The sequence below is a fragment of the Aromatoleum bremense genome, assembly GCF_017894365.1.
GTDB lineage: Bacteria > Pseudomonadota > Gammaproteobacteria > Burkholderiales > Rhodocyclaceae > Aromatoleum > Aromatoleum bremense.
On sequence record NZ_CP059467.1, the window covers coordinates 3,565,920 to 3,579,379 of the forward strand.

Annotated in this window: 11 protein-coding genes; 5 read left to right on the forward strand and 6 right to left on the reverse strand. The window is 66.2% G+C overall.

From position 1 onward, the window contains the following. Positions 1 to 89 precede the first annotated feature (89 nt). Entirely contained in the window at positions 90 to 950 is an 861-nt protein-coding gene (locus tag pbN1_RS16755; protein ID WP_169202802.1) for an HDOD domain-containing protein, read from the reverse strand. A 118-nt stretch (positions 951 to 1,068) separates the two neighbouring features. Beyond that, positions 1,069 to 2,346, reverse strand: a complete 1,278-nt coding sequence (locus pbN1_RS16760; protein ID WP_169202801.1) for an HD-GYP domain-containing protein — start codon at positions 2,344 to 2,346, stop codon at positions 1,069 to 1,071. A gap of 319 nt (positions 2,347 to 2,665) precedes the next feature. Between pbN1_RS16760 and ppa the strand changes: the two genes are divergently transcribed. After that, on the forward strand, positions 2,666 to 3,193 hold the full coding sequence (ppa, locus tag pbN1_RS16765) for an inorganic diphosphatase (RefSeq protein WP_169117744.1): 528 nt from the start codon (positions 2,666 to 2,668) through the stop codon (positions 3,191 to 3,193). 52 nt (positions 3,194 to 3,245) lie between these two features. On the opposite strand, the gene pbN1_RS16770 is transcribed toward ppa, so the two are convergent. Both pbN1_RS16770 and chrA read right to left on the reverse strand, forming a co-directional pair. Then, entirely contained in the window at positions 3,246 to 4,391 is a 1,146-nt protein-coding gene (locus pbN1_RS16770) for a GNAT family N-acetyltransferase (protein ID WP_169202800.1), read from the reverse strand. A gap of 282 nt (positions 4,392 to 4,673) precedes the next feature. Further along, the gene (gene chrA, locus pbN1_RS16775) at positions 4,674 to 5,894 is read right to left on the reverse strand and encodes a chromate efflux transporter (protein WP_169202799.1); all 1,221 of its coding nucleotides are present in this window, start codon (positions 5,892 to 5,894) and stop codon (positions 4,674 to 4,676) included. Between the two features lie 131 nt (positions 5,895 to 6,025). On the opposite strand from chrA, the gene pbN1_RS16780 reads away from it, so the two are divergent. Together pbN1_RS16780 and pbN1_RS16785 are read left to right on the forward strand one after the other, a co-directional pair. After that, complete coding sequence (locus pbN1_RS16780) at positions 6,026 to 7,642, forward strand: NAD+ synthase (RefSeq protein WP_169202798.1); 1,617 nt, start codon at positions 6,026 to 6,028, stop codon at positions 7,640 to 7,642. A 54-nt stretch (positions 7,643 to 7,696) separates the two neighbouring features. Then, positions 7,697 to 8,035 carry a P-II family nitrogen regulator gene (locus pbN1_RS16785; protein ID WP_169117741.1) on the forward strand — a complete coding sequence of 113 codons (339 nt, stop codon included), beginning with the start codon at positions 7,697 to 7,699 and terminating at the stop codon, positions 8,033 to 8,035. Positions 8,036 to 8,063: 28 nt separating this feature from the next. Here pbN1_RS16785 and pbN1_RS20840 read toward each other — a convergent pair whose 3' ends face one another. Then, positions 8,064 to 9,158 carry a Smr/MutS family protein gene (locus tag pbN1_RS20840; protein WP_169202797.1) on the reverse strand — a complete coding sequence of 365 codons (1,095 nt, stop codon included), beginning with the start codon at positions 9,156 to 9,158 and terminating at the stop codon, positions 8,064 to 8,066. An 8-nt stretch (positions 9,159 to 9,166) separates the two neighbouring features. After that, on the reverse strand, positions 9,167 to 10,120 hold the full coding sequence (gene trxB, locus pbN1_RS16795; protein ID WP_169202796.1) for a thioredoxin-disulfide reductase: 954 nt from the start codon (positions 10,118 to 10,120) through the stop codon (positions 9,167 to 9,169). A 250-nt stretch (positions 10,121 to 10,370) separates the two neighbouring features. Here trxB and pbN1_RS16800 point away from each other — a divergent pair, with 250 nt between their 5' ends. After that, entirely contained in the window at positions 10,371 to 11,042 is a 672-nt protein-coding gene (locus pbN1_RS16800) for a Crp/Fnr family transcriptional regulator (protein ID WP_169202795.1), read from the forward strand. 101 nt (positions 11,043 to 11,143) lie between these two features. Beyond that, complete coding sequence (locus pbN1_RS16805) at positions 11,144 to 13,447, forward strand: DNA translocase FtsK (protein ID WP_169202794.1); 2,304 nt, start codon at positions 11,144 to 11,146, stop codon at positions 13,445 to 13,447. The last annotated feature ends 13 nt before the right edge of the window (positions 13,448 to 13,460 follow it).

Below are 13,460 nucleotides of genomic sequence, written 5' to 3' on the forward strand. Positions count from 1 at the left end.
GCGCGATGATTGGGTGGGCGATCGGGAAAGCAAACCGCGGGATTCTATCGAAAACTGCCGCTCGCCGCTCGCCGCTCGCCGCTCGCCGCTCAGCCGCACACGGCGTTGAGGATGTGCTGGCGCTGCGCCCGGGCGGTATCGAGCAGCTCCGCCAGTTTGATTTTCTCGATGCCCGAAGTCGAGGTGTCGAGCAAGGCCGGCCGGCGGCGGATGCCCAGCAGCGTGTCGAACGGGTTCGGTGTCTCGGCGGCCAGCGATGCGATGAACAGGACGTCGGCCAGGTCGGCCGGTGGCCATGAACCGCCGTAGGGGTCTTCGTAGGGGAAAGCGTCGAGGATCGCGTCGGGCAGTTCGAAGGCCTCCAGCACCGCACGACCGACCGGCTCGTTCCACGTCGCAGCGAACTCCGCGAAGCGGTCGATGCCGCTCTCGAGCGCCGGATAATCCGCAGCGCGGGCGACGAGGAAGAACTGGCCGATGTCGGTCATCATGCCGCTGAACATCGCCGTATCGGGATTGACCACCTTCAGGTGCCGTGCGATCGCGTAGGCCCACGCTGCGACGTCGAGCGAATGCATCCACAGCCCGGAAGCGATCAGGCGAAGGTTGCGCGAGCGGTGGTCCTGCACGAGTTGTTCTGCAGCGACGGCGAAAGCGAGGCAGCGCAGCGCGGAGAGGCCGATGCGCCCGACCGCCTCGGAGACATTCGTTGTCTGCTTGCCGTAAGGGTTGAGTGCGACGGCGTTGGCCATCCGCACCGCCTTCGCGCTCAGCACCGGTTCCGCCTTGACCACGGTCGTGATCTCGTCGAGCGTCGATTCGGGGTTGTCGGCGAGCCGCTTGATGCGCAGCGAGGCGTCGAGCGAGGTCGGAAAGCTGATACCGCCCTCTTCGAATTCCCCTTCGATCTGTTTGCGAAACGCCTGCATCTGAGCTTCAAATTCGTCCATGTCGATTCCTGCTGGAAGCTTGCGCGAAGAGTTTAGCGCGCCCGGGACAGGCCCGGTAAGTGTGATCAATAAGCGTGGCACGGCCGGCGCGGAGCGGGCGCGGCGGCATTCCGGGCGATCAGGCGGACGCGGCGGCAACTTCCGCCGGCGGAGCGTCGTCCAGCGCCTCGATCAGCGGCGCCAGCAGCGCGAGGTTCGCGCCGTCCGCGTGTGCCTCGGCCCGCAAATAGAGATTGCGTGCGAGGCTGCGCATCCGCCAGTCGATTTCCCGGGCGACCTGGCCACTTTCCGCGACCAGCTGCTGGTCGAGTTCTTCGCCGAGCAAGGCGGTTTCGGCCGCGCCGGTGGCGCGCAGCGATTTTTCGAGATTGTGCAGATGCTGTAGGGCCATTGCGACGATCTGGCGCGCGAAAGGGGCGTCGAGGGACGCGTGCAGGTCTTCCGCGTGGGCGATCGCGCCGTCGAGCCGGGCATGGGTCGCGTGAGTGTCGGGCCAACCTTGGCAGTCGTCCTCGCCGAAGCTGTCACCGTCCTTGCGCAGCGCCTGGGTGACGGCGGCGACGGCATCGCGGTCGAACTCTTCCGGCACGAGGCGTAGCGCGAGCGCAGCGCGCAACGGTGCGCCGGGGTGGCCACCGGAGAGGATCGCGCCGGCCGTTTCGGCGACTGCGAGCCAGTTGCCGAGGCGGTGAAGCTTGCTGCGCTCGAGCTGGTTCGGATAGCCGCTGCCGTCGAGTCGTTCGTGGTGGTGAGCGACGCACAGCCCGATCGCTGCCGGGAGCGTGGTCAGCTCCTGGATCAGCAACTGCCCGATGCGAGGGTGGCTCGCGACGTGCTTCCACTCGTGGGGCCGCAATTGGTGGCTCCCGCTCAGGTAGTCGGGATGGATGTACATCTCGCCGAGGTCATGCAGCAACGCGGCCGTCAGCAGCGTCTGCGCATCGTGCTCGCTGGCGTTGAGCCGAGTCGCGATGCAGGCGCACACCAGTATCGTCGCGAGGGCGTGCCTGAAGCTGCGGCTGCCGCTGGCGTGGGCGGTCGTCAGCAGCAGGCGCAGCGGTTGCGGCAGCGGTATCGTCCTGAGTCCGTTCAGAAGCGCCAGCGCGTTGCGACTGGCGAGGCGTGCGAACAGCGGATTCTCCTCGGCCTGCGCGCGACAGGCTTCGACGACATTGGAGAAGGCGACCGCTCCTTCGACGGCAAGCGTCGCTTCGAGCGGCTTGGCCAGCTTGCGGCGCAGCAGCTTTTCCTGCAGGTCGGCCGACACCGCCTTGCCCTTGGCCCACAGCTTGATCCCACGCTCGTCGAAAATGTCCTCGGCGGCCTCGACGGAATGGGTTTGGGCGAGTTGGACGATATTGTGCAGGCAGTGCTGATTGACCGAGTTGAATAGCATAGTGTGCCGCTGAGAATTCGTCCTGGATCATGGCTGTGGCACCCGCCGTGCGCTGCGCGCTGTTCATCGGTCCTGAATGCCGGTTGCAAGGGTGCCAAAAGTGCCAGCCGGGCGTGATGCTATCATTTCACGGCAGCCTCGGCCGTGTTGTTCGTCACATGACAATGTCGCGGCAGACGCCGGTCCGGCCCGGTTCGAACACCGCGCGCCGAGGGTCGGTCGCGAAACCGGGAGCGCGGTCCGGCGGGCATTGCGATCAGCGACGGGCGACGCGTTTCCACTTATAATCCGCGCCACATTTTCCATGGGAGAGGGAATTATGGGTTTCGACCTCGTGAAGGCCGGCAAGGACGTGCCGAACGACATCAACGTCATCATCGAGATTTCGGCGCAGGGCGAGCCGATCAAGTTCGAAGTGGATAAGGACAGCGGCGCGGTGTTCGTCGATCGCTTCATGGGCACGTCGATGCGCTACCCGATCAACTACGGCTACGTGCCGCATACCGTCGCGGGCGACGGCGATCCGGTCGATGTGCTGGTGGTGACCCCGTTCCCCCTGATGCCGGGCGTGGTGATCCGCTGCCGTCCGGTCGGCGTGCTGAAGATGGAAGACGAGTCCGGCCAGGACGCGAAAGTCGTCGCAGTGCCGGTGTCGAAGCTCACGCCGCTGTACGACAAGGTCCAGACCACTGACGACCTGCCCGAGCTGCTGATGAAGCAGACGGTGCATTTCTTCGAGCATTACAAGGATCTCGAGCCGGGCAAGTGGGTCAAGGTGCTCGGCTGGGGCACCGTGGAAGACGCGAAGCAGGAAATCCTCGACGGCCTGAAGAACGCCGCGAAATAAGTAAACTGCAAGCAGTCTTGTCCGAAAACGGCCCGCCGAGCGCGGGCCGTTTTCATTCCGGCGCTGTCCCTTGCAGCGCGCGAAACGGCGAGCGTTCGGTGAGTTCGTCGAGGTAGAAGTCGATGCCCGCCGTTTCCTGCGCGAGAAAACGGTCCACCGCGTCGCGCCAGCGCGGTTCGCGAATCCAGTGAGCGGAGCGCGTGACGACCGGCTGCAACCCGCGCGCGAGCTTGTGCTCGCCCTGTGCGCCGCCCTCGAAGCGGCTCAGGCGATGGTCGATGCAGTAGTCGATCGCCCGGTAATAGCACAGCTCGAAATGCAGGAACGGCAGATGTTCGGTCGCGCCCCAGTAGCGGCCGTAGAGCGCCTCGTCGTCGCACAGGAAGAAGGCGCTCGCCACCGGTTGGCCCTGGCGTTCGGCGAGCAGCAGGCGCACGCTGCGCGGCGCTTGCGACGCCAGCTGCGCGAAGAACCGCGCGCCGAGATAGGGCGTCGAGCGGTGCAGCGCGTAGGTCGCGGCGTAACAGCGATGGAAGAAAGCCCAGTCGGCGGCATTGGCCGTCGTGCCGTCGAGCCAGCGGAACGTCAGCGCATGGGCGGCCGCGTGGCGCCTGTCCTGGCGGATTTTCTTGCGCTTTTCGTGGTTCAGGCTGCCGAGGAAACCGTCGAAATCCCGGTAACCCGCATTGAACCAGTGGAACTGCACGCCCTGGCGGATCAGCAGGCCGGCTTCCCGCATCCATCCGGCCTCGGTTTCGGTGGGGAAAAGCACGTGCAGCGACGACAGGCTGCTTTCCTCGGCCAACGCCAGCGTTGCCTGCAGCAGCGCTTTCCGGCTCGCCGTGTCGCGGCCGAGCAGGCGCATCCCGGGCACCGGCGTGAACGGCACTGCCGCGAGCCACTTGGGATAGTAGGCGAGGCCGTGGCGCGCATACGCCTCGGCCCACGCCCAGTCGAAGACGTATTCGCCGTACGAGTGGTGCTTCTCGTACAACGGCATCGCCGCGACCAGCTGCGGCCCTTCCCACAGCGTTGCATGGCGCGGTAGCCAGCCGGTGGCCGCCCCGACGCAGCCGGTCGCCTCGAGCGCGGCGAGGAAGGCGTGCGACACGCAGGCCTGTCCGTCGGTGAGCGCATCCCAGGCGGCGGCATCAATGCCACTCACATCATCGAAGCGGCGAAAGCGGTATGTCGGCACGTTGGCAGCTCGGTGGTGGTCGAAGCGATCGGTGGGACCGCGGCCAGCGCGATTCGTTTGTCGCGCGCCGGCTGCGTCCGCGCAGCTGCCCGATTATTGCGCAACCTCGTATTTTCCTTGCGGGCAGGGGACTTGGAACGCTTGCTCACGGCTTATCCACAGCTTTCCCCACGCGCCCTGTGGGTGAAAAACAGTCGATCGAGCGGGGCGCGAGCGGCTTTCGCCGTCTCCGTGCCCGGAGAATCGCGAACCCGACCGCGGAGGCCGGCGGTGGCAAGCCGCTCAGGTCGCGACGCTCATCAGCCATGCCGCGATGCCGCTGCCGACGACGACGAGCCACGGCGGGAGCTTCCAGAACACCAGCGCGACGAAGGCGGCGACGGCGAGCCCGAAGTCTCGCGGCTGGTGGATCGCGCTCGTCCACACCGGCTGGTACAAGGCGGCCAGCAGCAGGCCGACGACCGCTGCGTTGACTCCGGCCAGCGCGGAGCGTGCTCGGGCACTGCGGCGTAGTTGCTCCCAGAACGGCAGGGCGCCGACCACGAGCAGGAACGAGGGGGCGAAAATCGCGCCCAGGCAGATCGCAGCCCCGGTCCAGCCCCCGGGCGCATCGTTCATCGCTGCGCCGAGGAACGCTGCGAAAGTGAACAGTGGTCCCGGCACCGCCTGCGCCGCGCCGTAACCGGCGAGGAAGGTTTCGTGGTCGACCCATCCGCTCGGCACCACCTCGGCCTGCAGCAACGGCAGGACGACATGGCCGCCGCCGAACACCAGCGCTCCGGCGCGGTAGAAGGCGTCGATCATCGCGACAGCCGGGTTCGCCACGAACTGCGCGAGGAGTGGCAGGCCTATCAGCAGCGCAAGGAAGGCGCACAGGCAGCCGATGGCGGTACGGCGGGCGACGAGGATGGGCAGCGGATCGTGGGCAACGGTCGGTTCCGCTCGGAACAGGACCATTCCGGCGATCGCCGCCGCGCCGATTACGCCGACCTGCGTCCAGGCCGTCGAGTCGGCGAGGACGACGCACGCCGCGATCGCCATGAGCGTGACGCGCAGCGTGTCGGTGCAGAGGTTGCGCGCCATTCCCCACACCGCTTGCGCCACGACCGCGACCGCGACGACTTTCAGGCCGTGCAACGCCTCGGGCGCGAGGACGCCGCCGTGACGCGACACCCCTTGCGCGAACAGGATCAGCGCGATCGCCGACGGCAGCGTGAAGCCTGCCCACGCAGCGAACAGCCCCGCGTAGCCCGCGCGAGCCAGGCCCAGTGCCATGCCGACCTGGCTGCTCGCGGGCCCCGGCAAGAACTGGCACAGCGCCACGAGGTCCGCGTAGTTGCGTTCGCCGAGCCAGCGTCGGCGCGTGACGAATTCGTCGCGAAAATAACCCAGGTGGGCGATGGGGCCGCCAAAAGAGGTCAGGCCGAGGCGCAGGAAAACGAGAAAGACGGCCCACGGTCCTTGCTCGTCGGCCTGCCTGGCGACGGTGTCCGGAATGGCCATGCGGTTCGCTTGTCGGTGGCAATATTGGCCGGCCATGATAGTCCAAACGCGGCACCGGAATGCCGCCTCGGCACATGCCCGCAGGGCTCGCGGCTCCGCCGACTGCGGGCTGAAACGGTATAGTTGCGCCTATGGACAAAACGCTCGCTATCGCTGTCGCCCAGCTGAATTTCACCGTCGGCGACCTCACGGCCAACGCCGACCGGATCATCCACGCCCTCGACCAGGCCCGCGCGGCCGGCGCCGACCTGTTGCTGACGCCGGAACTGGCGCTATCCGGTTATCCGCCCGAAGACCTGCTGCTGCGCCCGGATTTCTACCGCGCGTGCAGCCGGGAAGTGGCCCGTATCGCTCTACACACCCGCGGCATCACGCTGGTGCTCGGGCATCCGGAAGAGCGGCGCGACTGGCGCTACAACGCCGCGTCGGTGATCCGCGACGGCGAAGTCGTCGCGACCTATCACAAGCATCTGCTGCCGAACTACGAAGTGTTCGACGAGGAGCGCTACTTCGACCGCGGCCTCGACGCGTGCGTGTTCGAATTGAACGGCGTGAAGCTCGGCGTCAATATCTGCGCTGATCTGTGGGAATCGGGCCCGGCCGAACTGGTGCGCGCCGAAGGGGCCGAACTGCTGCTCGGCCTGAACGCGTCGCCGTACCACATGAACAAGCTGCAGCGCCGCTACGAAGTGCTGCGCGGGCGCGTCGCCGACACCGGCCTGCCGGTGGTCTATTGCAACATGGTCGGCGGCCAGGACGAGCTGGTGTTCGACGGCGCATCGTTCGCGCTCGATGCGGACGGCAAGGTCGTCTACCAGGCGGCTTCGTTCGAGGAGCGGCTCGACGTGCTGCATTTTCGCGGCGGATGCTGGGAAGCGGGCGAAATCGTCCCGGCGCGGCCGGTCGAGGAGGAAGTCTATGAGGCGCTCAAGACCGGCGTGCGCGACTACCTCGGCAAGAACGGTTTTCCGGGCGCGATCATCGGCTTGTCCGGCGGCATCGACTCGGCGCTGACGCTGTGCGTCGCCGTCGACGCGCTGGGGGCGGAGCGGGTGCGTGCCGTGATGATGCCTTCGCCCTATACGGCGCAGATGAGCCTCGACGATTCGCGTGCACTGGTCGCGAACCTCGGCGTGCGCTACGACGAGATTCCGATCGAGCCGGCGATGAACACTTTCGCCGCCCTGCTCGCCGACCAGTTCAGGGGGCTGCCGGCGGACACCACCGAGGAAAACCTGCAGAGCCGCATCCGCGGCATGATCCTGATGGCGCTGTCGAACAAGACCGGCGCGATCGTGCTGACGACCGGCAACAAGAGCGAGATGGCGACCGGCTACGCGACGCTGTACGGTGACATGGCCGGCGGCTTCGCGGTGCTGAAGGATCTCTACAAGACCTTCGTGTTCCGCCTGTCGCGCTGGCGTAATACGGTCAGCCCGGTGATGCCGGAAAACATCATCACCCGCCCGCCGTCGGCCGAGCTGAAACCGGACCAGACCGACCAGGATTCGCTGCCACCGTACGACGTGCTCGACGCGATCATCGAGGCCTACATGGAGCGTGACGAATCGCCGCGCGAGATCATCGCGCGCGGCTTCCCCGAAGCCGACGTGCGGCGCACCGTCGCAATGCTCAAGCGCAACGAATACAAGCGCCGCCAGTCGCCGGTCGGCATCCGGGTGACGAAGCGCGGTTTCGGCAGGGACTGGCGTTATCCGATAACATCGCGCTATCAGGATGAATACTGACCGCGCAGGATCGATCCGAATCGGCGAGTCCGCAAGCCCATCGAGGAGAATTACATGAAGAAAATCGAAGCCGTCATCAAGCCGTTCAAGCTCGACGAGGTCCGTGAAGCGCTGTCCGAAGTCGGCATCGCCGGTCTGACCGTGTCGGAGGTCAAGGGCTTCGGCCGCCAGAAAGGCCACACCGAACTGTATCGCGGCGCCGAGTACGTCGTTGATTTCCTGCCGAAGATCAAGGTCGAGATCGTCATCGGCGACGACCTCGTCGATCAGGCGGTCGAAGCGATCATCAAGGCGGCGCGCACCGGCAAGATCGGCGACGGCAAGATCTTCGTCACGGCCGTCGAGCAGGTCGTGCGCATCCGCACCGGCGAAACGGACGAAGCCGCAATCTGATTGCCCCCGGCCGGATTGCCGGCCGCGTTCACTCCTTCGGCGGATTGCCGGCTCGCAGCAGCACCAGCAGCGCCCCGGAGCCGCCTTCATTCGGACCGGCCTGGCAGAACGCAAGAATTTCCTCGCGTTGCGCGAGCCAGCCGCGCGAGAGGTGCTTGAGGATCGACAGTTTGCCCGGCGATCCCAGCCCCTTGCCGTGAATCACCCGCACGCAGCGGCGCCCCTGCTGCAGGCTCGCCGCGAGAAAGCGTGCCAGCGCTTCGCGGGCGTCGTCCCGGTTGTAGCCGTGCAGGTCCACTTCTCCCTGCAGCACCCAGCGCCCGCGGCGCAAGTCCATGAGCACGCGGCGTGGCAGGCCGGGGCGCAGGAATACCGCCTCGTCCCCCATTTCCAGCCGGTCCTCGAGGCTCATCGGCGCTTCGAGCGATTCGCGCAACGCAGCCTGCTCGTCTTCGCTGTGCTTCAGCGGCTCCGGGCGGGGCGGCGGAGGCTGCAGTTCGACCCGGTCGCGCGATTCGATCTGCCGGGCTCCGCGCACCGCATGACGGAAAAGCTCCGCCGGATCGAGCGCGTCGGGATCGGGCGGCAGCAGCAGTGAGGCCGGATCGGCCTCGATGCGATGCCGATCCTCGTCGTGCGCGTGCAGCGGGTACGGGGACGGACGGGCGCGACCGAGCTCCGCGTGCCCGGGGTCGCGAAGCGGCGTGACGTCGCCGACCGCCGAGCGAAAGAGGGCGGCATCCTCGAGTGCATCGGTGGGCAAGCGCGCGGCGGGAGAGGGCGTGTCGGACTCGGCGGGTTGCGGACGCGGCACCGGCGGCGGCTTCGGCGTCTCGATTTCCGCTCGCCCGCCCCCTTTGGTAAGCGGGGCGACATTGCGCACGGCGTCGCGGAACAGCGCCGGATCGTCATCGGGAGAAGCGCCCGGGTGGATCGCGGTGGCAGTCGCGTCGCGGGTGTCTTTTGCTGCAGCCGAGGGCGGCAACTCCGGTTTCGCAGGTTTTTGGTTGCTCGCGGCCGGCTTCAGCTTGCCGCGCAATGCGGCAAGTTCTTCGAAGGTATGCGATGGTCGCCCGGTCCGGCTCCCCGGTTTCGGTGCAGCAGGGGGAAGCCGTCGGGTCATCACCGTGCTCAGCCGGCGAGCGTGTCCAAGTAGCGCTCCGCGTCGAGCGCGGCCATGCAGCCGGTGCCCGCGGACGTCACCGCCTGGCGGTAGATGTGATCCTGCACGTCGCCCGCGGCGAACACGCCCGGCACGCTAGTCGCCGTGGCGTCGCCTTCGCGGCCGCCCTTGGTGACGATGTAGCCGTTTTCCATCGTCAACTGGCCTTCGAAGATATCGGTGTTCGGCTTGTGGCCGATCGCGATGAACACGCCCTGCAGCGCGACGTCGCGAGTCGCGCCGGTATTCGCATCCCTGACCCGCATGCCGGTCACGCCGGTGTTGTCGCCCAGGACTTCGTCGAGCGTCGAGTTGAGCGCGAGTTCGATTTTTCCGGCGGCGACTTTCTCCATCATCTTGTCGATGAGGATCTTCTCGGCGCGGAACTTCTCGCGGCGATGCACGACCGTGACCTTCTTCGCGATGTTGGCGAGGTACAGCGCTTCTTCGACTGCCGTGTTGCCGCCGCCGATTACTGCCACGTCCTGGTTCTTGTAGAAAAAGCCGTCGCAGGTCGCGCACGCGGAGACGCCGCGGCCGGAGAATTTCTCTTCCGACGGGATGCCGAGATATTTCGCCGTCGCGCCGGTCGAGATGATCAGCGCGTCACAAGTGTAGTCCCCGGCGTCGCCGACAAGCCGGAACGGTTTCTCGCCAAGCTTCACGGTGTGGATGTGGTCGAAGATCATCTCGGTGTTGAAGCGTTCGGCGTGCTTCTGGAAGCGGGCCATGAGGTCCGGGCCCATCACGCCCTCGGCGTCCGCGGGCCAGTTGTCGACGTCGGTCGTGGTCATCAGCTGACCGCCCTGCGCCAGGCCCGTGATCAGGACCGGATTGAGGTTGGCGCGAGCGGCGTACACTGCGGCCGTGTAACCGGCCGGGCCGGAACCGAGGATGAGCAGGCGGGCGTGCTTGGTTGTCATAGCGTGATCTTCTTTCTGGTTGGCGACAGCGGGATTATAGCCGAGCGGTTTGTCGCGCCGATTCAATGATGTTCATAGCGCGGGACGATCGCGAAAGCGTGCTTTGCCAGTGCGGGTGCATCGTCGAATCCGCGCGAGGCCGCGCTTCGGCCGGGAAGGTCAATGGCGGATTCCGGTATAATTGGTGATATTGTGCGTCGCCAGTTTTTCCGTTTTCTGATACGCCGTTCGAGCACATTCCGGAGTCGCCATGACCCAGTCCACCGCGGTTTCCACCACCGCCCTGAAGACCTTCCCGCTGTTTCAAGGTTTGTCCGACGATACCCTGGCCATGGTTTCCCGCTCCGCGATGATGCGCCGGATCCCGCGCGGGCAGAGCGTGGTGCATGCGGGCGAGCGCAGCGATTTTGTCTACCTGGTCCTGACGGGGAGCCTCAAGGTCGTCGTCAGCGACGAGGACGGCCGCGAGGTGATCCTGACGATTCTGGGGCAGGGCGAACTGTTCGGCGAGATGGGCATGTTCGGCGAGCAGCCGCGCTCGGCGACCGTCGTCGCGGTGATGCCTTCCGACCTCGTGATGATCGCAAAAAACGATTTTCGCACGATCATGCAGGGCAACTTCGAAGTGGCCTGGCGCATCATGGCCAACCTCGCCGATCGCCTGCGCAATGCCGATCGCAAGATCGAGAGCCTTGCGCTGATGGACGTCTACGGCCGCGTCGCGCGCCTGCTGCTTGAAATGTCCGAGGAAGTGAACGGGGATGCGGTGGTGGTGCGCAAGATCACGAAGCAGGACATCGCGAAAATGATCGGTGCGTCGCGCGAGATGGTCAGCAGGGTGATGAAGGACCTCGCGGCGCAGGGGCTTATCGAGGAAACCGGCGCCGGCATCGTGCTGCGCGACCGCCTGCAGAGCCTTTGATCGCGCCCGTCTGTTTCCCTTCGCAACAGCGGCCACGGCCGTCTTGACGGATCGCATATAATTTCGCACCGTCGTTTTCCCCCGGCCTCAAGTTTCTCCTCATGTCGTCCCGCCTGTCCTCACGCTCCCAGCCTTTGCCGGAAAAGATCTCGCTGCTGCTGCAGGAAGCCCGCTGGCTGATTCTCGGCGTGATGTCGCTGTACGTTGGCCTGGTGCTGCTCGGTTACAGCAAGGCCGATCCGGGCTGGTCGCACGCTGCCGAAGTGTCGCGCATTGCCAATCCCGGCGGCCGGTTCGGCGCATGGCTCGCGGATCTGCTGTACTACCTGTTCGGCCTGTCCGCGTGGTGGTGGGTGGTTTTTCTCGGCTACGGGCTGGTGTGGGGCTTTCGCCGGCTGAGGCATGACCTGCGGCTCGACAGGCGGTCGTTCTTCATCGTTCTGGTGGGTTTCTTCGTCGTGCTGGTCGCCAGCAGCGCGCTCGAATCGCTGCGCTTCCACTCGCACGGCGCGAGCATTCCCCTGGCTCCCGGCGGCCTCGTCGGCATGGAGCTGGGCGCCGCGGTGCAGCGTTATCTTGGCTTTACGGGCGGCACCCTGCTGTTGTTGGCGCTGTTCGCATCCGGGTTGAGTCTTTTCTCGGGCATCTCGTGGCTGTCGCTCGTCGAGCGGATCGGCACTTCGCTCGAGCGTGCCTGCAGCACGCTGCGGCAGGCATGGCGTCGCCGAACCGAACGCAAGGCGGCGCAACCGGTCGCGCAGAAGGGCGGCGCGCTCGTCGAGCCGAAGCGGCGCAAAGCCGAAGCCGCGCCGCCCCAGTCCGTACGCATCGAGCCTGTGCGGATCGAGCCTGCGATGGTCGACACGCCGAAGCCGGAGCGCATCGAGAAGGGCCGGCAGCAGCCGCTCTTCGTCGATCTGCCGGCGGGATCGACGCCGCCGCTCGCGCTGCTGGATCGACCGTCTGCCGACCTCGATCCGCCGTCGGCCGAATTGCTGGAGTCGACATCGCGGTTGATCGAAACGAAGCTCGCCGAGTTCGGCGTCGAGGTGAAGGTGCTGGCGGCCTATCCCGGGCCGGTCGTGACGCGCTACGAAATCGAGCCGGCGACCGGCGTCAAGGGCAGCCAGGTGGTGAATCTCGCGAAAGACCTTTCGCGTGCGCTGTCGCTGGTGTCGATCCGCGTCGTCGAGACGGTGCCCGGCAAGTCGTGCATGGCGCTGGAGCTGCCGAACCCGAAACGACAGATGGTGCGTCTGTCCGAGATCCTCGGCTCGAAGGCGTATCAGGACATGCATTCATCGCTGACGGTCGCGCTCGGCAAGGACATCGGCGGGCAGCCGGTGGTTGCCGATCTGGCGAAGATGCCGCACCTGCTCGTCGCCGGCACGACCGGTTCGGGAAAGTCGGTAGGCATCAACGCGATGATCCTGTCGCTGCTGTACAAGGCCGAGCCCGAGAAGGTGCGGCTGATCATGGTCGATCCGAAGATGCTGGAATTGTCGATCTACGAGGGCATCCCGCACCTGCTGGCGCCGGTCGTCACCGACATGAAGCACGCGGCGAACGCCCTGAACTGGTGCGTCGTCGAGATGGACAAGCGCTACAAGCTGATGGCGGCGGTCGGCGTGCGCAACCTCGCCGGCTTCAACAAGGCGGTCACCCAGGCGGCGGAAACGGACAAGCCGATGACCAACCCGTTCGCGATCAACCCCGACAACCCCGAGCCGCTCGAAACGCTGCCGCACATCGTCGTCGTCGTCGACGAACTCGCCGACATGATGATGGTCGTCGGCAAGAAGGTCGAGGAGCTGATCGCGCGGCTCGCGCAGAAGGCGCGTGCGGCGGGAATCCACCTGATCCTCGCGACGCAGCGCCCGTCGGTCGATGTCATCACCGGCCTGATCAAGGCCAACGTGCCGACGCGCATCGCGTTCCAGGTGTCGAGCAAGATCGACTCGCGCACGATCCTCGACCAGATGGGCGCCGAAGCCTTGCTCGGCATGGGCGACATGCTTTATCTGGCGCCCGGCACCGGCCTGCCGGTGCGGGTGCACGGCGCGTTCGTCGCCGACGACGAGGTGCACAAGGTCGTCGACCATCTCAAGCGCAGCGGGCCGCCGGATTATGTCGAAGGGATCCTGTCGGCCGCCGATGAGGAGACTGACGGGGCGCTCGGCGGCGCAGACAGCGGCGACGGCGAGGCCGATCCGCTCTATGACCAGGCCGTCGAGATCGTCGTCAAGACGCGGCGGCCGTCGATTTCGCTCGTGCAGCGTCATCTGCGCATCGGCTACAACCGCGCCGCGCGGCTGATCGAACAGATGGAACGTGCCGGTCTGGTATCGGCGATGGGTAGCAACGGCAACCGCGAAGTGATCGCGCCCGTGAAGGAGACCGAGTGAGTCATTTGGACAT